At 32.2% G+C, this 18,709-nt stretch carries 19 protein-coding genes and 8 tRNA genes; 8 read left to right on the top strand and 19 right to left on the bottom strand.

The window, feature by feature from the left end; genetic code table 11:
- Positions 1-19: 19 nt before the first annotated feature.
- Complete coding sequence (locus EO083_RS08000) at positions 20-1,333, bottom strand: ABC transporter substrate-binding protein (protein ID WP_126993644.1); 1,314 nt, start codon at positions 1,331-1,333, stop codon at positions 20-22.
- A gap of 187 nt (positions 1,334-1,520) precedes the next feature.
- On the opposite strand from EO083_RS08000, the gene EO083_RS07995 reads away from it, so the two are divergent.
- From EO083_RS07995 to EO083_RS07985, 3 genes are read left to right on the top strand one after another with little or no spacing between them, the layout of a single operon-like run.
- Entirely contained in the window at positions 1,521-5,435 is a 3,915-nt protein-coding gene (locus tag EO083_RS07995; RefSeq protein WP_126993642.1) for an MG2 domain-containing protein, read from the top strand.
- Positions 5,436-5,442: 7 nt separating this feature from the next.
- Positions 5,443-5,841 (top strand): hypothetical protein, encoded by a 399-nt coding sequence (locus tag EO083_RS07990; RefSeq protein ID WP_164723708.1) that lies wholly within the window; start codon positions 5,443-5,445, stop codon positions 5,839-5,841.
- Positions 5,759-6,415 (top strand): DUF1175 domain-containing protein, encoded by a 657-nt coding sequence (locus EO083_RS07985; protein WP_241230023.1) that lies wholly within the window; start codon positions 5,759-5,761, stop codon positions 6,413-6,415. The genes EO083_RS07990 and EO083_RS07985 overlap by 83 nt, the downstream gene beginning before the upstream one ends.
- Before the next feature lie 25 nt (positions 6,416-6,440).
- Here EO083_RS07985 and EO083_RS07980 read toward each other — a convergent pair whose 3' ends face one another.
- From EO083_RS07980 to EO083_RS07960, 5 genes are all read right to left on the bottom strand, one after another.
- A complete protein-coding gene (locus EO083_RS07980; protein WP_126993640.1) occupies positions 6,441-8,381 on the bottom strand; it encodes a S9 family peptidase in 1,941 nt (646 codons plus the stop codon).
- A 107-nt stretch (positions 8,382-8,488) separates the two neighbouring features.
- Positions 8,489-8,590, bottom strand: a complete 102-nt coding sequence (locus tag EO083_RS07975) for a MetS family NSS transporter small subunit (protein WP_126993638.1) — start codon at positions 8,588-8,590, stop codon at positions 8,489-8,491.
- Between the two features lie 2 nt (positions 8,591-8,592).
- A complete protein-coding gene (locus EO083_RS07970) occupies positions 8,593-10,113 on the bottom strand; it encodes a sodium-dependent transporter (RefSeq protein WP_241230022.1) in 1,521 nt (506 codons plus the stop codon).
- A 138-nt stretch (positions 10,114-10,251) separates the two neighbouring features.
- A complete protein-coding gene (locus EO083_RS07965) occupies positions 10,252-11,703 on the bottom strand; it encodes a GGDEF domain-containing protein (protein ID WP_126993634.1) in 1,452 nt (483 codons plus the stop codon).
- Positions 11,704-11,796: 93 nt separating this feature from the next.
- Positions 11,797-12,282 carry a dihydrofolate reductase gene (locus EO083_RS07960; protein ID WP_126993632.1) on the bottom strand — a complete coding sequence of 162 codons (486 nt, stop codon included), beginning with the start codon at positions 12,280-12,282 and terminating at the stop codon, positions 11,797-11,799.
- A 79-nt stretch (positions 12,283-12,361) separates the two neighbouring features.
- Here EO083_RS07960 and EO083_RS07955 point away from each other — a divergent pair, with 79 nt between their 5' ends.
- The 5 genes from EO083_RS07955 (at position 12,362) to EO083_RS07935 (ending at position 14,229) form a co-directional block, all read left to right on the top strand.
- Positions 12,362-12,826: a GNAT family N-acetyltransferase gene (locus EO083_RS07955; RefSeq protein WP_126993630.1), complete on the top strand. Its 465-nt coding sequence runs from the start codon at positions 12,362-12,364 to the stop codon at positions 12,824-12,826.
- Positions 12,827-12,839: 13 nt separating this feature from the next.
- Positions 12,840-13,892 carry a sensor domain-containing diguanylate cyclase gene (locus EO083_RS07950; protein WP_126993628.1) on the top strand — a complete coding sequence of 351 codons (1,053 nt, stop codon included), beginning with the start codon at positions 12,840-12,842 and terminating at the stop codon, positions 13,890-13,892.
- Positions 13,893-13,974: 82 nt separating this feature from the next.
- A tRNA-Lys gene (locus EO083_RS07945) sits at positions 13,975-14,050 on the top strand.
- A gap of 5 nt (positions 14,051-14,055) precedes the next feature.
- A tRNA-Leu gene (locus EO083_RS07940) sits at positions 14,056-14,142 on the top strand.
- Between the two features lie 12 nt (positions 14,143-14,154).
- Positions 14,155-14,229: transfer RNA gene (locus tag EO083_RS07935), tRNA-Gly, on the top strand.
- 172 nt (positions 14,230-14,401) lie between these two features.
- Here the strand turns inward: EO083_RS07935 and rplA are convergent.
- The 13 genes from rplA to EO083_RS07870 form a co-directional block, all read right to left on the bottom strand.
- Positions 14,402-15,100, bottom strand: coding sequence for a 50S ribosomal protein L1 (gene rplA / locus EO083_RS07930; RefSeq protein WP_126993626.1), 699 nt, complete (start codon positions 15,098-15,100; stop codon positions 14,402-14,404).
- A 25-nt stretch (positions 15,101-15,125) separates the two neighbouring features.
- Entirely contained in the window at positions 15,126-15,551 is a 426-nt protein-coding gene (gene rplK, locus EO083_RS07925) for a 50S ribosomal protein L11 (protein WP_126993624.1), read from the bottom strand.
- A gap of 57 nt (positions 15,552-15,608) precedes the next feature.
- Positions 15,609-16,673, bottom strand: coding sequence for a transcription termination/antitermination NusG family protein (locus tag EO083_RS07920; protein WP_126993622.1), 1,065 nt, complete (start codon positions 16,671-16,673; stop codon positions 15,609-15,611).
- Between the two features lie 17 nt (positions 16,674-16,690).
- Positions 16,691-16,879, bottom strand: a complete 189-nt coding sequence (gene secE / locus EO083_RS07915) for a preprotein translocase subunit SecE (RefSeq protein WP_126993620.1) — start codon at positions 16,877-16,879, stop codon at positions 16,691-16,693.
- A 25-nt stretch (positions 16,880-16,904) separates the two neighbouring features.
- Positions 16,905-16,980, bottom strand: a tRNA-Trp gene (locus EO083_RS07910).
- A 6-nt stretch (positions 16,981-16,986) separates the two neighbouring features.
- Positions 16,987-17,136 (bottom strand): 50S ribosomal protein L33, encoded by a 150-nt coding sequence (gene rpmG, locus EO083_RS07905; protein WP_004104464.1) that lies wholly within the window; start codon positions 17,134-17,136, stop codon positions 16,987-16,989.
- 25 nt (positions 17,137-17,161) lie between these two features.
- Positions 17,162-17,248: transfer RNA gene (locus EO083_RS07900), tRNA-Tyr, on the bottom strand.
- A gap of 9 nt (positions 17,249-17,257) precedes the next feature.
- A tRNA-Thr gene (locus EO083_RS07895) sits at positions 17,258-17,333 on the bottom strand.
- A gap of 39 nt (positions 17,334-17,372) precedes the next feature.
- A complete protein-coding gene (gene rpsR, locus EO083_RS07890; protein ID WP_114702926.1) occupies positions 17,373-17,597 on the bottom strand; it encodes a 30S ribosomal protein S18 in 225 nt (74 codons plus the stop codon).
- Positions 17,598-17,622: 25 nt separating this feature from the next.
- A complete protein-coding gene (locus tag EO083_RS07885) occupies positions 17,623-18,027 on the bottom strand; it encodes a single-stranded DNA-binding protein (protein ID WP_126993618.1) in 405 nt (134 codons plus the stop codon).
- The gene (gene rpsF, locus EO083_RS07880) at positions 18,024-18,383 is read right to left on the bottom strand and encodes a 30S ribosomal protein S6 (protein ID WP_126993616.1); all 360 of its coding nucleotides are present in this window, start codon (positions 18,381-18,383) and stop codon (positions 18,024-18,026) included. The genes EO083_RS07885 and rpsF overlap by 4 nt, the downstream gene beginning before the upstream one ends.
- Positions 18,384-18,470: 87 nt before the next feature.
- Positions 18,471-18,546 (bottom strand) — tRNA-Met (locus EO083_RS07875).
- A 9-nt stretch (positions 18,547-18,555) separates the two neighbouring features.
- Positions 18,556-18,632 (bottom strand) — tRNA-Cys (locus EO083_RS07870).
- Positions 18,633-18,709 lie beyond the last annotated feature (77 nt).

Raw genomic sequence — 18,709 nt, 5'->3', positions numbered from 1 at the left:
AGATTATTGAAAGAACTTATTATTCATATAGTCTATTGTATTTCTTCAATGCTCTAGTAACTTGATCTGCTGCCCAATTGAGAGCTTGATCAACTGTCATTTCACCGTTTATAACTTTTTCGTATGCTGTTTCTATAATTTCTCTTGTTTCTGGGAATACACCAATAATTGCGCCATTTGTATTAGGTGTTTGTTTTGAAAGAAGGAGTTGGAATATAGCTGTTAAGTAATTTGGATGATCAGCGTAGAAGCCTTCCATTAAAAGTTGTTCTAATGCATCTTTTCTTACAGGGAAGTAACCAGTTTCAAGGTGCCACTTAATTTGTTGTGCTGGTTCTGTCATCCATTTTACAAATTCCCACGCAGCATCTATTTCTTCTTTTGGATGATTCTTAAGAATCCAAAGTGAACCTCCACCTATTACAACACCACCCTGGATAGAAAGGCTTGGTTTTGGCAAAAATGCGGTGCCAACTTCCCACCCATTTTCCTTTGCGGTCTCAGTTATGAATTTAACATCTGAAGTTGAGTAAAGTAACATAGCAGCTTTACCAGAGAGGAATATCTGTCTTGCCCCACTCCAATCTTCCCTCTTTGTGTTTATTAATAACCCTTCTTTAGTCATCTTTGCTAATAGTTCGAAAATATTTTTACCTGCTTGACTGTTAAATACAGCTTCAGTAGGTCTTTTTCCTCCTCTACCATTGTCATAGTTTACAAGTGGTGCATCTTGTACTGCCATAAGTTGTTCAAAGAACCAAGAGTGTGTTGGCCAAGTTAAACCGTATCTGATGATATTTCCATCTTTATCTTTTTTGACCAATTTTCTGCTGTATTCAATTAATTCGTCGAAGGTTCTTGGTGGCCTATTTGGATCTAACCCTGCTTCTTTAAAGAAAGTTTTGTTGTAGAATAAAATTGCATTTGAAGAATTAAATGGCATAGAATAGAGTTTTCCGTTAACTGTGTAATAATTTAGAACTTGAGGCAAGAAAGCTCCTAAATCAATACTTGGATCTTTGGCAATAAGATCTCCTATTGGAACAGCTATGTTTCCATCGATCATAGCTCTTGTACCGATATCATATATTTGTACAACATGTGGTGCGTTTCCAGCTTTTACAGCTGCAATTGTTTTGTTAAATGTATCTCTGTAAGAACCTGTGTACTGAACATTTACTTGGATATCTGGGTGAGTTGCCATAAATTCTTTAGCCATATTTTCAAGAAGTTCAATTCTCCAACCACTCATAGCATGCCAAAATTCAATAGTTACCTTGGAAAAAGTGTGTATACTAATCACAACAAGAATTAAAACCAACAACTTTTTCATTTTTCAATAAGATTAATTTGGTTTTAAATATATAAAGAGCAAAATTTAAACTTCTTAAAAAGATTTTATTAAATGTTTATTTAATTTGTTTTTGAAAATATTAAGATATATTAAGCTAAAAAATTAATTTTTTCTATTAAAGTGAGGTATAATTGTTTTGTATTATCAAATTAGTGGGGGTAATAATATGAAAAAATTTTTTGTGTTTTTCTTATTAACAGCCATAGTATTTTCTTTTTCCTATACCTACTTTAGGACACCTGATGTTTTACTTTATCCAAATAGAACTATATCGTTTTACTCAGATGAGCCTGTTTCAGTAAGGGTATACAAGTTTGATATAACAAAGGAGATATTTAAAAAGGATTTAAAAAATGGAAAATCAGTAAGATTTTTGCTTGAAAAGTCTGATGAAAAAGTATTTTCGATAATTCTTCCACAAAGTCCAGGGGCATATTATGTTATTTTAGAAGGTCAAGATAAATATGTCTCCAATTTATTTTTTCTTACAAACTATGAAGCCTTTATAGCAAGCAATGATAAAGAATTTTATTTTTCGGTGTATGATTCAAAAGAGGGAAAATTTGTAAATAGTCTTTTCTACTTTGATGATGATTTTTTAAGGAGGATTACAGGACCTGTTTTTAAAACTGATATAGAAAAATACAAAGGAAAAGTCTTTTTTTATAAAAACAACGTAGTCTTTATCTCAAGATATTCTGCATACAATCCTTATTCAGAAAAAAAGGTTTTGGTATTCTCAGATAAACCTATTTATAAACCTGGTGATGTGCTAAGGTTTAGAGTTAATTTATTTAAAAGAGAAGGAAATAAATACGTTCCATATTCGTCGAAAGTTTACATACATTTAAGGGATCCATTTTCAAATGAGATTTTTTCAAAAGAGTTTAATACGGATGATTTTGGAGGAGTATCATTTGAATATAAGACAACAGATGAGATAATAACTGGAAATTATGTATTAACAATAGAGGAAAAAGGAAAAACTTTAGGTTATCACTACTTTCTATTGCAAGATTATGTAAAACCTACTTATACAATAGAGCTTACTCCTTCTGCCACACAATCTCTTGTGGGACAAACTGTTAACGTAAAACTTTCTGCAAGATATTTAAATGGAGATCCAGTAAAAATGGCCCAAGTACTTTTTTATGCTTTTAGAGACGGAAGATTAATTAATAAAACTAAGGCAGTAACAGATGAAAATGGTCAGGCATTGTATGGGTTATATCTAAAAGAAGGTGGATATTATCGTATACAGTCGCTTGTAGTGGATGATTCAGGGAGACAATATGAAAAACAAGTTTTTATAGATGTAAAAAAAGACAACGTAAATATAGATGCAAAGATAAATAATAATAACTTGAATTTGTACATAACTGATCTTTCTGGTACACCATTAAATGGAGTTGCTTTGATTAAAATAAACGAAAAAAAAGAATATGTAACGGTTTTAAATGGAAAAGGTTTCTTGAATTTGCCAAAAAATACGTGGTACGTTGAAGTTCAATTTGGAAAGGAAAGAAAGTTAGTATTTAAAAAATACAGAGAAAGTAAAGCAGGAATACTAACTGTTGATAGAGATAGTATAGAACCAGGTGGAAAAATAAAAATAACGGTGGATCCTAAAGACGATGTTGGAGTGCTTGTTGCCGGTGGTACAAATATTGATATGTTTAAGATCATAGATAATAAGCAGGAAAGTGTAGAAGTTAATATTCCAAAAGAAGAAATATCGGATAGATATTTTATTTCTTTTTACGGTTTAAAATTTAATGATAATATCAAGATAAATATTTTACATGATAGAGTAAAAAAATTAGAAATAAAGACAAATAAAAATACTTATAAACCAGGAGAATTTGCTAAGGTTTCTTTTAAAGATTCAAAATCATTAAAAGTGGTAAGTATTATCGATGAAGGTCTCTATCTTTTGTCTGATAGAGGTTCTGTTATAAATGAGTTATATCCAAGACTTTATTATTCAACTTTTGAGGTCTATAGCTCTTCAAAATATATTTATTTAGACTATCTAAGCCGATTTGAAAATGAAAAAGAAAAGCATATATTTGCAAGTTCGAAGGAATCGGAAGAAAAAAACATAAGAGAATATTTTCCAGAAACTTTGTACTGGAATCCTAATCTTTTTGAAGAAAATTTAACCGTGAAAGTACCGGATAGCATAACAAAATGGAGAGTTCTGGCATATGAAATCTCAAGTGACTTCATTGCAGAAGGAAGCGCAACATTTGTAGTTACAAAGCCATTTGAGGTAAAATTATTTGTTCCAGAGTTTTTAACGAATAATGATCAACCAGATTGTGTAATTTATGTAAAAAATTATACAGGAAAACCAGGAAAAGTAGATGTAAGGTTGAGTGTTAAAAACGCAACTTCGACTTTTGAAAGTGGTACTTTTAAAATAGAACGTGATTTAAGAATACCATTTTCACTTAAGGGTGTTAGCGGGGAAAATGTAGAACTTATTTTGGAAGCAACTTTAAATGGCGAGCATGATGCTATAAAGATTAAAGTGCCTGTGAATAAAGCTTATATTGAAAAAACATCTAGTAAAGTTTTAAAGATAAAAGGTAAAATGGAATTTGAAAATGATGTAGATATAAAGGTTATAAGTAATTTAAAAGATTTACTTGCTGAATCTATTGAGAAGTTAATAACTTATCCTTACGGATGTACTGAACAGACTATGAGTTCTTTTTATCCGGCTTTGGTTGCAAAGAAAATATTGGAAAGAAAAGACATTGATGACATAGTTTTAAAGGGACTTCAGAGAATTTTAAAATTGCAGCATAGAGATGGTGGTTGGGGTTGGTGGACTAATGATAAAAGTGATCTTTATATGACTAGCTATGTTTTGGAAGGATTATATTATGCAAAACAAAATGGTTATTATTTTCCGCAAGTTTCTTTGGACGAAGCAATAGATTATTTAAAAAAACAAGAGTTAAATGGTTATGCAGTGTTTGTATTAAAATTATACGGAGAAAAAGTAGACTTTAAAGCAAAAAATATTATTGATGAAATATTTACTAGCCCAGAAAAAATATTAAAATATGCAAAAGTTGGAGAAAATGTAGCATATATAGAGTCGAATGGATTTTATTCTTCGGTATATCTTACAAGCTATGCGTTAAGACTTCTGTCTTTAGAAGGGAAATATCCTGATTTAAGAGAAAAAATGGTAAATTACCTTCTTTCAAAAAAGAACGGCCCCTTCTGGTATTCTACAAAAGATACAGCTGCTTCTATTCTTGCGATTCTTGAGAGTGGTAGTTTTAAAGACATAAAGAGTGATATAACAATTAAAAGTGAAGGTGGAAAAGTAATTGTAAGTGGTGAAGGGTTCATTGAAGTAAAACAAACTGAAAGAATTGAAAAAGAAGATCAATATCATGGAATAAAGTTAAAAACAGAAATTTTTAAAAGACATGAATTTTTATTCGATGGAGAGTATATCGATGCGTTTTTACCAGTGAAAAGCAGTTGGATCCCAATTAGTATGGAATTAGTTGATTCAACACCAGTATTGATTTCAAAAGTGCCTAGAGAGATCTCAATGTTGTTGAAAGAAGGTACTCCACTTTCTTTTGAAAATGGGAAGTTGGTTGTAAAAGGACCGTTTAAATTTGTAGGAAATGAGTATAGTTTTGATAAAGGATATTATGAAATTCAATTTGTAGAAAATGATAATTTTGAAATTCAAAAAGGGGACTTTTTAAAGACGCAAATTACCATTGATGGCACCGGAGAATATTTAGTGGTTGAAGAATATCTTCCTGCATGTGCACAAGTTAATAAATATTACTATGAAAAAACACCGGAGTATTACAGTAAATTTTCGTATAGATGGTATGAAGATAATAATATATGGTACAGCTATAGGGATGTAAAAAAAGATAGAGTAGCATTTTTTATTAGATACCTTACTCCTGGAAAACTTGCATATTACTGGAGAGTGACTTCTAGTGGAAAATATATTAAAAGGCCTACATACGTTTACAATATGTACTACGAAGATACTTACGCTATCTCTCATATTGATACCTTTGTTATTAAATAGTCAAATTTTGTTTGATAAACAAATTCCAGATTCGGTATTAATAAAGTTAGATGAATTTTTAAGCGAGGCAAGTATTACTATTCCTAAAAGGCCCGTGGTTATATTTGAAAGTAGGTCATTGCAAGAATTTAACAAAATTACAGGAATGCCCTTTAGCGTAGGAGGAGTATATTTTGATTTTAAGATAATTTTGCAGCCAATAGATATCTTGAAGAAAAAAGGAGTATATGAGAAGGTTTTACTTCATGAGTTATTGCATTGGGTATTATATGGTTTAGATGAAAGATACCAGGAAGGTTTGATATATTGGTGGTTGAGTGAATATGATAGAAAAGAAGTTGAAGATTTTCTTAATGTTTTTGATGGTAACTTGCACAACTTTATTATTTCCCATTGGAATGAATGAAGGTTTTTCAAAGCTTGCATTAGACTTGAATGATAGTTTAAACTTTAGACTCTGGTTTGTCTCAATAGCTCTTGATAACGTAGATAATGAGCATCCGTTATTCAAAACAAAAGATTGTGCAGGTTTTGTATTTTATTCATTAAAAGAGGCATTAAAAAAGCATGATATGAAATGGATAAAGGAAACAGGATACAGGGGACCGATTTTTGAGGATGTTAAAAAATACAACTATCCAAACACCCCACTTTCAGTTAATATCTTTTTTGATGGAAAAGATTTTGTGCCGTATGTTACAGCCTACAATCTTTTAATGTATAACGTTGAATTTGTTTCTTTTGAAAGAGAGTATGCAAAAGTTGGAGATCTAGTTTTCTTTTTCCACCCAGAAGATCCAGACTTTCCATTTCATGTAATGATCTATACAACAAATGGTTTTGTTTACCACACGGGGCCTGGTGGAGAGATAAGATATGTAAGGTTTGAAGATATGATGCTTGGAGATATGGCATGGAGGCCAATAAGGCTTAATAAGGCATTTTTGGGGTATTTTAGATTAAAATTTTTAACTGATTGATTGTAAAAAGAGTGATGCGTCTGCATCACTCTTTTAGATATTTATTAAACCAATTCGTTATTTCTCTAAGGCGTGCAATTCTGTTTTTTGGTTTTCCACTTCTGCTAAGATCGTGATTTTCTCCTTTTAAAATAACAAGACGACTTTCAACTCCAAAGTATTTGAGAGAAGTAAACATTTGAATTGCTTCTGCAATCCAGCATCTATAATCTTCATCTGAGTGAATGAAAAGTGTAGGAGTTTTAACTTTATCTGCATATTTCATAGGAGAATGCCACCAGAGCTTTTCAAAATTATCCCATGGGGTAGTTGATTGTTGATCTGCTACAAAGTAATAACCTATGTCTGTTGTTGCAAATTTGGATATCCAATTTGAAATACTTCTTTGAGATACAGCGGCCTTGAATCTATCTGTATGACCTATTATCCAATTGGTCATAAATCCACCGTATGATCCACCAGTTACTCCTAACCTTTCTTTGTCGATAAATGAATATCTTTTTAGTGTTTCATCTACAAAGCTCATTAGATCTTCATAGTCAACTGTTCCATATTTACCCCTAATATCTGCAAATTTATTTCCCCTGCCGTCGCTTCCTCTTGGGTTTGTAAACAGAACTACATAGCCTTCACTTGCCCATATTTGCATTTCGTGGAAGAAAACTTCTCCATATACAGTCTTTGGACCTCCATGAATATCTAGTATTGCTGGATATTTTTGTCCTTCTTCAAAATCAACCGGTTTAATTATCCATCCTTCTAACTCAATCCCATCTTTGTTAATAAATGTAAACTTTTCTGGTTTTGATATTTTTCTTTCGTTTACAATCCATTCATTAAAAAACGTTACTTGTTTTTCGACTTTTTCAAGTTTGTATATTTCTTGTAATTTAAAGTTTTTTAGGCCAATAAAATAAATTTCTCCGTTTTTTACGTCAAATCCATCTATAGAACCTTCACTATTAGTAAGTTTTTCTATTTTTCCAGTTTTATCTATTCTATTTAAATAGGAACTACTATATTCAGTAGTTACAAAATAGAGGTAATTTTCATCGATAGCAGCATTATTGTAACTACCATATCTGCAATCTGATCCGACACTATTTCTTATACTCAAATCAAAGTTAGGAGTTATCAGCGTGACTTTTTTTGATTGTAGATCAAGAAGATAAAACTTTGGGTTCTCATTTACTCCAAAACTTTTCATGTTACTTCCAGCAAATATTATTGAGTCATCTAAAAAGTATGCGTATGTGTATCGAAATGGATCATCATGAGTTATTTTTTCTTTTTCCTTGGTTTCTAGGTTAAATATAAATAAGTCTGAGCGTATTTCCATTTTATCTTTGTATTCATTTGAAATGAATAATATATTTTTTCCACCTTTTGCAATATCAAAATGTGAAACATTTTCGTACTCTCCAGATATTGGCATAATTTCTTTATTTTTTAAGTTGTAAAGATATAACCTAGTTCTTTTTTTGTTTGTAAAACCCGCGCCGTTAGACCAAAATGGGATTTCATCTAATATTACGTAATCATTGTCGTTATCGTATATACTATATTCACCAAGAACTACAAAATTTTCACTGTCAAGTTTTTTTATTTTTTTGACAATTAGTGGGATCTCAAAGTATTTTTCAGCTTCTCCTCCATCAATACTTATTTTATAAAATGAAGAAAATTTCTCACCATCTTGCTTTCTCTGTTTTTCATCGTCTTCTCTAATACCTTGAAAGAGTATTGTTTTATTATCTAACCATATAAAATTGCTTTCGTTTCCGTATGTTGTTAGCTTTTTTAATTTGTGGCTTGTTGTATCAAGCAGCCAGATGTTCGATGTATAGTTGTTTTTTTCTTTATTTGCTTTACTTACTACAAAGGCAAGATACTTTCCATCATCAGATAATGAAATGCTAGATAAAAAATTAAAATTGAATAAATCTTCAATTTTTATTTTTTCCATTTTTCCACCTCCATTTATATTATACATCTTTTTAGTTAGTTTTGCGAATTAATGTATATAAAAAATCCCCCATCCAAAAAGGATGGGGGATATAGATTTATGTTATATTACTTTTTTTGAGATTTTGCAGCAATACTGAGTGACCAGAAAAGACCACCAAACAAGACAACGCCTGCTAAAATTAAGAATATAATAGCACTTACACTCATGATTAGTTTCCTCCTTCCGTAAGATCAATTTCTGCTTTTTTGTAATAATCTTTATCCTTTGGAGGAATCTTTGAAAGTATAATTGCTATGATCGGGTTTATAATAAGCATTGAAAATCCAGTCCACAATGCCCATGATGGATAACCACCGTATGGTTTTTTAAGTTCATCAAAGAAGTTGAGACCTAAAACTAAAATTAGTACAGCTGGGATAAGGAATTTTATTGAGAAGTTAAACCATTTTCCAACTTTAACTTCCGATACTTCATTTATATATTTTCTAAGTTTTTCTGCACCAAACAACCAACCTATTATTATTGATTCCAAAATTCCAGCAATCAAAAGACCGTAAACACTTACAAAGTGGTCAACAATATCGAGCCAGTAAAGTCCACCTTGTGTTGAGAACAAAAGACCTGCGAGGAATCCAAAGATTGAAAAGCCTATTAAGAATGCCTTTTTATTTACTTTAAATTTGTCTGATGCAGCAGCTTCCACTGCTTCGACAAGAGAGAATGCAGAGTCAATACCTAGTGTTAAGAGCATTAAGAAGAATAAAAGACCAATAATTGATTGTACAACAACTCCACCTGGGAAAAGAGAAATAGCTTGTGGATAAACAACAAATGCAAGGCCTATTCCACCACTTACAACCTTATCAACTGGAACAGATAACTGGGTTGCCATATATCCAAGAACTGAAAATACAGCAATACCTGCAAGGTAAGATGTTGCACTATTTCCAAGGGCGGTTATAATAGCGTTGTTTGCAATATCACTATCTTTTTTGTTATAACTACCATATGCGATCATGATACCAAATGCAAGACTTAATGTGAAGAATATCTGGCCAAATGCATTTGCCCAAACTCTTGGATCAGCAAGTTTTGCAAAGTTTGGTTCAAACAAGAAATTTAATCCTTTTGCAGCACCTTCTAATGTAATCCCTCTTATTCCAAGGATTAAAAGAAGTATAACTGGAAGTGGAACTGTCCATGCAACTGTTTTTCCAACTGAGGTTGTTCCTTTTCTTAGTATAAAGTATATCCATAGCCAGGTTAGAGCAAGCCCAATTACAATTGGCCATCTAATTGAGCCAAGTTCGCCAGGTCCGCTTGATACTTGTAAAAATTTTCCAAAGAAAAATCCATTTGGATCATCTTTCCAGGCAACTCCAAAAGAGTAATAAAGATAGTTGAAAATATAAGCCATAATGACGTTATAGTAGAATACAATGATTGCACCGCCAATAACTGCAAACCAACCAATGAATTCTGCGTTCTTTCTTATGATTGCCATTGACTTTGGAGCACTACTTTGAAGCCCTTGACCGATTGCAAATTCGGCCATAAGTAGTGGAATACCTACCAAAAATAGAGCAATAAAATATGGAACATAGAATGCTCCACCACCGTTTGAATATGCCATGTAAGGGAATCTCCAAGCATTACCAAGACCAGCAGCTGACCCTACTGCCGCAAGAACAAAAGCCCATCTGGAACCCCACTTTTGCCTAGCCACCATATCCCCTCCTCTCAAAAGATGTAATGCTTAGTTAATATTATATCAAAAAACATAAAAGTTAGTCAAATAAAATTTACTTTGTTAATTTAAAAACAACACAGGCAATTTAAACGTAACAAAAGGTAGGTAAGGAGGGGGTTACTTTTTTATCTTCTTTTTTTCATTCTTCATTGTGTATAACCTTTTATCTGCAACACTATATGCTTTATCAAAGTTTAAATTGTTGGAAATTCCATATGAAAAATCTAACTTTAGCTTATTAATTGAAATTTTTCTAATCCTGTTAACCAATTCTTCTGGGTTTTTTGTGTCAGTAACTATAGCAAATTCATCTCCCCCGAGTCTTATAACATAATCTGTTGATCTTGTGTTTTCTTTTAAAATATCTGCAAATTCTTTTAAAATTTTGTCTCCAAACTGGTGACCGAGAGTATCATTTAATTTTTTAAAGTTATCTAAATCTATTAAAATTAGCTTTCCTTTGTTTGGAACATTTTCAATTATATTACGATTAAAAAGTTGAGTCATTGGATCTATGACCGTAAGTCCTTTTAGGTTTTCTTTTTCTTTTACAATTTCTTCAAACTTTCTTATTAAAATTAAGCTTATTCCAGTTCTAAAGATTACAACACCATATGGAAGCATAATTTCACTGGATGTTTTTGAAAAAAGAAGATATATTGTCTGCAAAATTGATAAAATGAGAAAGTTTGTACTAAAGTAAAACATTTTAAGTTTGTTTTTATATACCAAATAAAAAATAAATACAGACAGAATTATTATGTAAACATTTAAAATACTACTTAAAAGATTGAATAAACTCAAAGAGTTAAACGCAAAGAATATGGACAATAAAATAGATGTTGGTACTAAGAATATTTTTTTGTTTTTGTTTAAAAAGGAATTAAAACCTATAATGTTAAAACAGAGGGCAAGTATTCCAGAAGATATGAATATTTTTCTAAAGAATATGAATGTTGAGATATCCCCTGAATAAGTTCTAAATTGAAAGTCGAATAACATCAAAAATGTAAAAATTGAAGAAAGCCCTGTGTAGAAAATAGATCCTTCAATGTTTTTTTCTAGTTTAAAAGATGACAGGATCAAAATTATTCCAACAATAAGTGTTATCCCTTGTGAAAAGATATAGAAATCTTGTCTGAAGACTTTGATTAATGTTTCATGAAGGTTGGCAGTTTTTTGATCTGTTAAAACTGGAGTATAATGTATGCCGATATCGTAGGTTCCAAAAAAAACGACTTTTAAATTTACCTTTTGATTGTTAAATTTTTCTGGGATTTTTACAACAATTGCTTTAGGCCATAAGTTTCCTGAAACTGATCCAAGATCAAATATTTCATCATTTTCTACAAAAATTTTGATCTTGCTTGCGGAAACCTTTCCAAAGAAAAGATAATTATAAAACTTGTCAACTTTAATAGTAGTTGACAAACTTATTGTCGAAGGTTTACTAAGTGTAGTATATGGAAAGTTAATATCATTTAATGGTATACCGTCTACTTTAACTATTTGGTTTAGAAAAAGGAATAATAATGTAAATATAAGAATAGAAAAGAAAAGTTTTTTCATTTTTACCTCACGTATATTTTAAAAATAATATATTTATCAAAATTATGTTATCATTATTATAGAAAAATGGCAACTAAGAAGTAAAGATTTTCATTATAATTTTGAATATTCCAGGAGAATAGTTCCTTTCTCATTTAAAATATTAGTTGAAATTAATTTAAATTGTTGATATGAAAAAGAAAGTTTTTCTGCATTTTCAAGAGTAATTGGTTCAATTGTAATGTAAATTTTATCAATGTATGGAAAAAATTGCTTGAATACTGATTTACCACCAATAACTGCAGCTTCATTAATTTTATTTTTTTCTAAAAATCTTATTACTTGAACTGGTGATTCATTTAAGAAAATAAGATTTTCTGAATTTTTATAATTTTTACTTGTAAGAACGATATTTAGGCGATCTTTTAGTGGAAAACCAATACTTTCGTACGTTTTTCGACCCATTATTACCGTTCCTATCTTTGTTGTAATCTCTCTAAAATGTGCTTTGTCTTCTTTAGATCCCCAATCTATTCTATCGTATTCAGAGGTGGCAAATCCCCCAAACATGTCTGTAACAACAATCATAGATAAATGCATATTAATCCCCCTTTTTTATCATTTTTTTAATTTTAACATAATTTGTTATATAATATGAATATAGAAATGAGGTGAACACATGTCGGATTTAATTGTCAAATTATATGATTTGGATTTTAGTTACGATTTACCAGAAAATATTCTTATAAAAAGACCTATTGGTCCTGAAAAGATTCATGTGGTTGAGTGGACTTTAAAAAACTTTGGAAAACTTTGGGCAAGTGAAGTTGATGTTGCATTTTCAAAAAATCCAATATCCGTTTTTATTGCATATGAAAAAGAAAGTAAAGATATTGTTGGTTTTGCTTGTTATGATACGACATCAAGAGGTTTTTTTGGACCAACCGGTGTATTAAAAGAATATAGAAAGAAAGGTATTGGCAAAACTTTGCTTTTAAGAGCGTTACAGGATATGATGAATGTAGGATATGCATACGCTATAATTGGGGATGCGGGACCTGTTGAATATTATAAGAAAGCAGTTGGAGCAATTGAAATTCCAGATTCAAGTCCAGGAGTATATAAAGATTTGCTAGATAAATAAAAAGGAGTAAAAAATGATATATTTTGTTGTTATTTTAGCATTTTTTTTGCTAATTTTATTTCTCTATTTTTGGAGAAATTTAAGAGTTTTGAAAAAAGTTGGATGTTTTGATTTTTCATGTAAAAAGGCTTTTGAAAAGAATTTTTTGTATAGAGTGTATAAGATTTTTAATAGATATGACGATAAAGATGATACTATAGATACTTTAAAGGAAATATTTGAGTTTATAGTTGAGATTTTAGAAGCTCAAGCTTGGTCTCTTCTTTTAACTCCAAAAGAAAAAAAGTGGAGATTTATTGTTTGGAACTATAATTTGGATGATAAGCCGCTTGAGATTTTGGGAGAATTTTTTCAAAATAATACACCGTATAATCTCAATCAAATTATTTTTAAAAAACGCTATTACTTTATTTCTGATGTTTTGAAAATGAAGTATTGGAAAGAAGTTAAAGGTATAGATACAAAATCGTGGTGCGGTATTCCATTGGTTTATAACGGTGAAGTCTATGCAATTTTAAATGTTGATTGGTATAGAAAAAAAAGACTGAAAAAGATTGATAAAATGCTTTTTGAAATAATTACTGAAGAATTATCAAAACCAATTTTGAATATTTTAAGGGTTAAAGAAAGATTAGAAGAAAAAAATATTGATTTACTAACAGGTTTATACAATAGAGGAGTTTTAGATTATATTGATAATAGTAAATATAATTACTTGATCTTTTTGGATTTGGATAATTTTAAAGAAGTTAATGATAGTTTTGGCCACCTTGTTGGCGATGAAGTATTAAGAATAATTTCAAGGAGATTAAAAAATACAGTGAAAAGTGACGATCTAATAATAAGGTATGGCGGAGATGAGTTTATAATTTTAGTAAATTCAACTAGAGAAGGTCTAGAAAAATTAATTCAAAGAATTAAAGAACATGTATCAAGAAATATTAATATACAAGATAAAGATGTGAATGTCGGAGTATCAATTGGCTATTGTATGTTGGATAAAGGACTTGAAGATGCTATTAGAATAGCAGATGAAAGGATGTACAAAGATAAAAACAAAAATTAAAGAATAATTTACTTTTGTAGTTTTGTAGAAACTTGACAGAACATAAAGTATATGGTATTATTTTAATCGGCTTGTGACGGTTGACCTGGTAGCTCAGCAGGTAGAGCACCTGACTTTTAATCAGGGGGCCGCGGGTTCGAATCCCGCCCGGGTCACCAGAGGGGCGAGAGTGGCGGAATTGGCAGACGCGCTGGACTTAGAATCCAGTGGGCTCGCGCCCGTGTGGGTTCAAGTCCCACCTCTCGCACCAAGAAGGAAGTATGCGGGTGTAGCTCAGTGGTAGAGCGCCTGCTTGCCAAGCAGGAGGTCGCGGGTTCAAATCCCGTCGCCCGCTCCAAAATGAAAATGAAAGTTAAATCAAAATTATATGAAAAATGCTCCATTCTATGGAGCATTTTTTATTGATAATTAAAAATTATATAAATGCTAAAACATTTATTTTTAGTAGATATAAGTAATAGATATAAGTAAAAAAATCTCCCTTTCATTTGAAAGGGAGATTTTTTGCTTTATTGTGTTAATGTTGCAGGATCAACTTTTATACCAGGTCCCATTGTTGTTGAGAGAACAACTTTCTTTATAAAGTTACCTTTAACTCCTGCTGGTTTTAAATTCAATATTTGTTCGTATGCTGATTTTATATTTTCTTTTAACTTTTCGTTGTCAAAGGATGCCTTACCAACTGGAATATGTAAGTTTCCGGTTTTATCGGTTCTAACTTCCATTCTACCTTTTTTGAATTCTTTTACTGCTGAAGCAACGTCGTTTGTAACTGTACCAGCTTTTGGGTTTGGCATTAAGCCTCTTGGACCAAGAATTTTACCTAGTTTACCTATTACTCTCATCATATCTGGTGTTGCTATTGCAACGTCAAAATCCAAGAAGTTTTCTTTTTGTATCTTTTCAACTAAATCTTCTGCACCAACATAATCAGCACCTGCTGCTTTTGCTTCTTCAGCCTTTTCACCAGTTGCAAATACCAAAACCTTAACTTCTTTACCAGTACCATGTGGCAATGAAATAGTACTTCTAATTTGTTGGTCGGATTTTCTGTAATCGATGTTTGTTTTTATGTGGAGCTCAACTGTTTCATCAAATTTAGCTGTTGCAACTTTTTTAGCAAGATCGATTGCCTCGTTTAAGTCATAGTCTTTGCTTCTGTCTACAAGTTTTCTTACCTCATTATACCTTTTGGAGTGCTTCGGCATTTTGCCTCCTCCTTCCTAAAATTTATTAGTCTACAACCTCAATTCCCATACTTTTTGCGGTTCCTTCAATTATCTTCATGGCCGCTTCAATATCATTTGCGTTTAAATCTTTCATTTTGATTTCTGCAATTTCTTTAATTTGTTCTCTTGTTACTTTTCCTACCATCTTTCTCTTTGGTTCTTGAGAACCAGAGTTTACTTTTGCAGCTTTTTTCAACAAGAATGATGCTGGTGGTGTTTTTGTAATAAATGTAAATGACCTATCTTCGTATACTGTAATAATTACTGGAATTATCATACCTGCTTTATCAGCAGTTGCTGCGTTAAACTTTTTACAGAATTCCATTAAGTTTACACCACGTTGACCTAATGCAGGACCAACTGGTGGTGCAGGAGTAGCTTTTCCTGCTTCAAGTTGCAATCTTACTTGTGCAACTACCTTTTTTGCCATAATACAACCTCCTTCTTGTGGTTATAGGGTTAACCCTCCCACTTGGTAACAAATATATCAAACTTTTTCAACTTCACTGGTATGAACAGTGACTGGTGTTTCTCTACCAAAAATGGTAACAGAAACTTTCAATTCGTTATGCTCCGGATTAATTTCTTTGACACTTCCAACAAAACCTTCAAATGGACCTGAAACAATTTTTACAGAATCTCCAACTTCAAAATCAAACTCAATCTTTATTTCTTTTTCTTTTTCTACCTGTGGAGTTTCTTCGGCACCAGCGAGTCTTAGTAGAACCTTTGCTTCTTTATCATCAATTGGAATTGGTCTACCACCAGAAGAAACAAAATCTATAATTCCAGGAACGGTTCTAACAAAGTGCCAAAATTCGTCATTCATTATCATTTCAACAAAGAGATAACCAGGGAAAAGCTTTCTAACCTTCACTTTTTGAACCTTTATTTCTTTTTTTGTTGGAAAATCTATAATTTCAATTCTCCCAGAACTTTTTGCGGTAACTTTTTTTGGCTCAGCTAATATCTGACCAGTTTTTACCTGCGTTCCTTTCTTAATTGTGGAGACAAAAGTTTCATTTGGAACAACATATACATCTATTTCACTAATAGAATTTCTTACAACAACTCTTTTCATATTTTCAGTTTGAATAATTTTTCCATCTATTTCACAAATAATTTCTTCATCACTAGAAAGTGGCATTCCTTGCTTTACATGTCCACCAATTTTAAGTCCCGTAATTGGTTTATTTTTTTGAGGAATAACATATGTTTTTGTAAATTTCTTATCTTCTGTTTCTATAACAACCTTTTTGGCATTTCTTACATCAGTTACAATGCCATCTCTTCTTACCCTTATAGCTGGCTCTTCAGCTAAAACGTCACCTTTTTTAACTAAAGTACCATTTGATACAAGAATTTTAGCATTTAAGGATACGATGTGTCTTTCAGACGATTTTGAAGAAGCATCAATAACAACTTCTTCAGGTAAGAGTACCCTAGAAATAACGTGCTCAAGTCCTTGAGCTTTTATTTTTGCTTCCAAATTCTCCTTGGCGGTAGCTTCATACCCCGCCAATGTTTGTAAAATATACCATCTTTTTTTCATTTATACCACCTCAAAAATTAAAAAAGCTTAAATAGAGCACTCAATGCGCCTGAGAAAATCAAGTCAAGAGTAAAGAAGTAAACTCCGGTAACCAACAAAATAACAAGAACAACACCAGTTGCTCCCCAAAGCTCTTTTTTATTTGGCCAATGTGTCTTTTTAATTTCAGTCTTTACTTCTCTAAAAAATTTTCTTAATTTTTCCATCTGGCATCTCCCCCATAAAAAAATTTGGCAGGGGCGGCAGGACTTGAACCCGCAACACCCGATTTTGGAGACCGGTGCTCTGCCAGTTGAGCTACGCCCCTGCGTTTTTATGCTTTAGTTTCTACATGTTTTGTGTGTTTATTACATTTTGGACAATATTTTCTAAGTTCTAATTTTTCCTTCTTGTTTTTTTCGCGAGTCGTATAATAATTTTTATTTCCACATTCGGAGCATTTCAAAGCAACTTGTATTCTCATCGTCTTCCCTCCTATTAAAAAAATCTGGTGGTGAGGGAAGGATTCGAACCTTCGAAGGCATTCTGCCAGCGGATTTACAGTCCGCCCCCTTTGGCCACTCGGGCACCTCACCACCTATACTTGGAGCCAGCGGAGGGACTCGAACCCTCAACCTATTGATTACAAATCAATCGCTCTGCCAATTGAGCTACGCTGGCTCGCTGCGGTTTCTATTATACCTTATATCAAAGAACCTGTCAATACTTTACATAGGGTAAAAGTGCCATTTGTCTTGCTCTCTTAATTGCAATTTTAACCATTCTTTGGTGTTTTGCACAATTTCCGGTAATTCTTCTTGGAATTATCTTTTCTTTTTCTGTTAAAAATTCTCTTAGAAGTTTGACGTCTTTGTAGTCAACATATTCTACCTTTGATTGACATAACTTACATACTTTTGGTTTTCTCTTTCTTCTATATCTCATTTATATTACCTCCCTTTTTCAAAGATCAAAACGGTGGTTCATCATTATCATTGTTATCAAACAACTCGTCATATTCGATTTCATTCTCAGCTTCCGGTACTATTGAAACATCATCTTTCTTGTCCATAAACGTAACTTGGTCAGCCCAAATTTCTGGTGTAGTCCTATTTTGTCCGTCACTTGTTTGCCATCTATTTATTCTTAGTTTTCCTTCAACGAGGACTAGCCTACCTTTGGTCAAGTAATTTTGAACAAATTCCGCTAATCTACTAAATGTAACTATTCTTATAAAATCTACTTCATCATTACCCCTCTTGTTACTTCTGTTTACTGCTATTGTAAATGTTGCGACTATTGTCCCGTTTATTGTTTGCTTGACTTCTGGATCTCTCGTCAGTCGCCCAACGAGGACGACCTTATTATAGTTCACTCTTCCACCTTCTCGGTATTTTCAACCGTCTCCTCTTTTTTTGCTGCTTTTCTTTCTTTCTTTTCTAAGTCGAATCTTCTGAATGTTTGCCATCTTAAGAATTCTGGCCTGACTTTGAAATACATCTCAAGCTCATTAAGTTTTTCTCCGTCTGCTCTGAAGTATACTACTGTATAATCTGCTTCGTTGTATTTCTTAAGTGGATATGCTGTTTTTCTTATTCCCCATCTGTCTACATTGTCAATTTGTGCGTTTAACTTTTCCTTCAAAAATTCTACAACACCGTTTGCAAGCTTTTCTCTTTCTTCTTCTGCAATATCTGGTTTGATGATAAACATTGTTTCGTATATTCTCATCCTTGCACCTCCTCCCTCGGTCTTTTGGTCCCACCTCTTTTAGGCGGAACGGGCTTTTCAGAATAAAAGGGAGCTATTGCTCCCTTCTGGTGGGCTCGGGAGGAATCGAACCCCCGACCATCCGGTTATGAGCCGGACGCTCTGCCAACTGAGCTACGAGCCCACTTTACTTTGGAGGCGACGGTGGGATTTGAACCCACGAATAGGGATTTTGCAGACCCCCGCCTTTGACCGCTTGGCCACGTCGCCTCGCAAGTCAGATTTTAACATAATATATTTTTTCTGTCAATAAGTCTTTTATTAAAAGAATGTTAAATATATACATT

This window comes from Thermosipho globiformans (genome assembly GCF_003990895.1).
Classification (GTDB): domain Bacteria; phylum Thermotogota; class Thermotogae; order Thermotogales; family Fervidobacteriaceae; genus Thermosipho; species Thermosipho japonicus.
The sequence above is the reverse complement of the archived record's forward strand: the minus strand, read 5'-3'. Positions and strand labels throughout refer to the sequence as shown.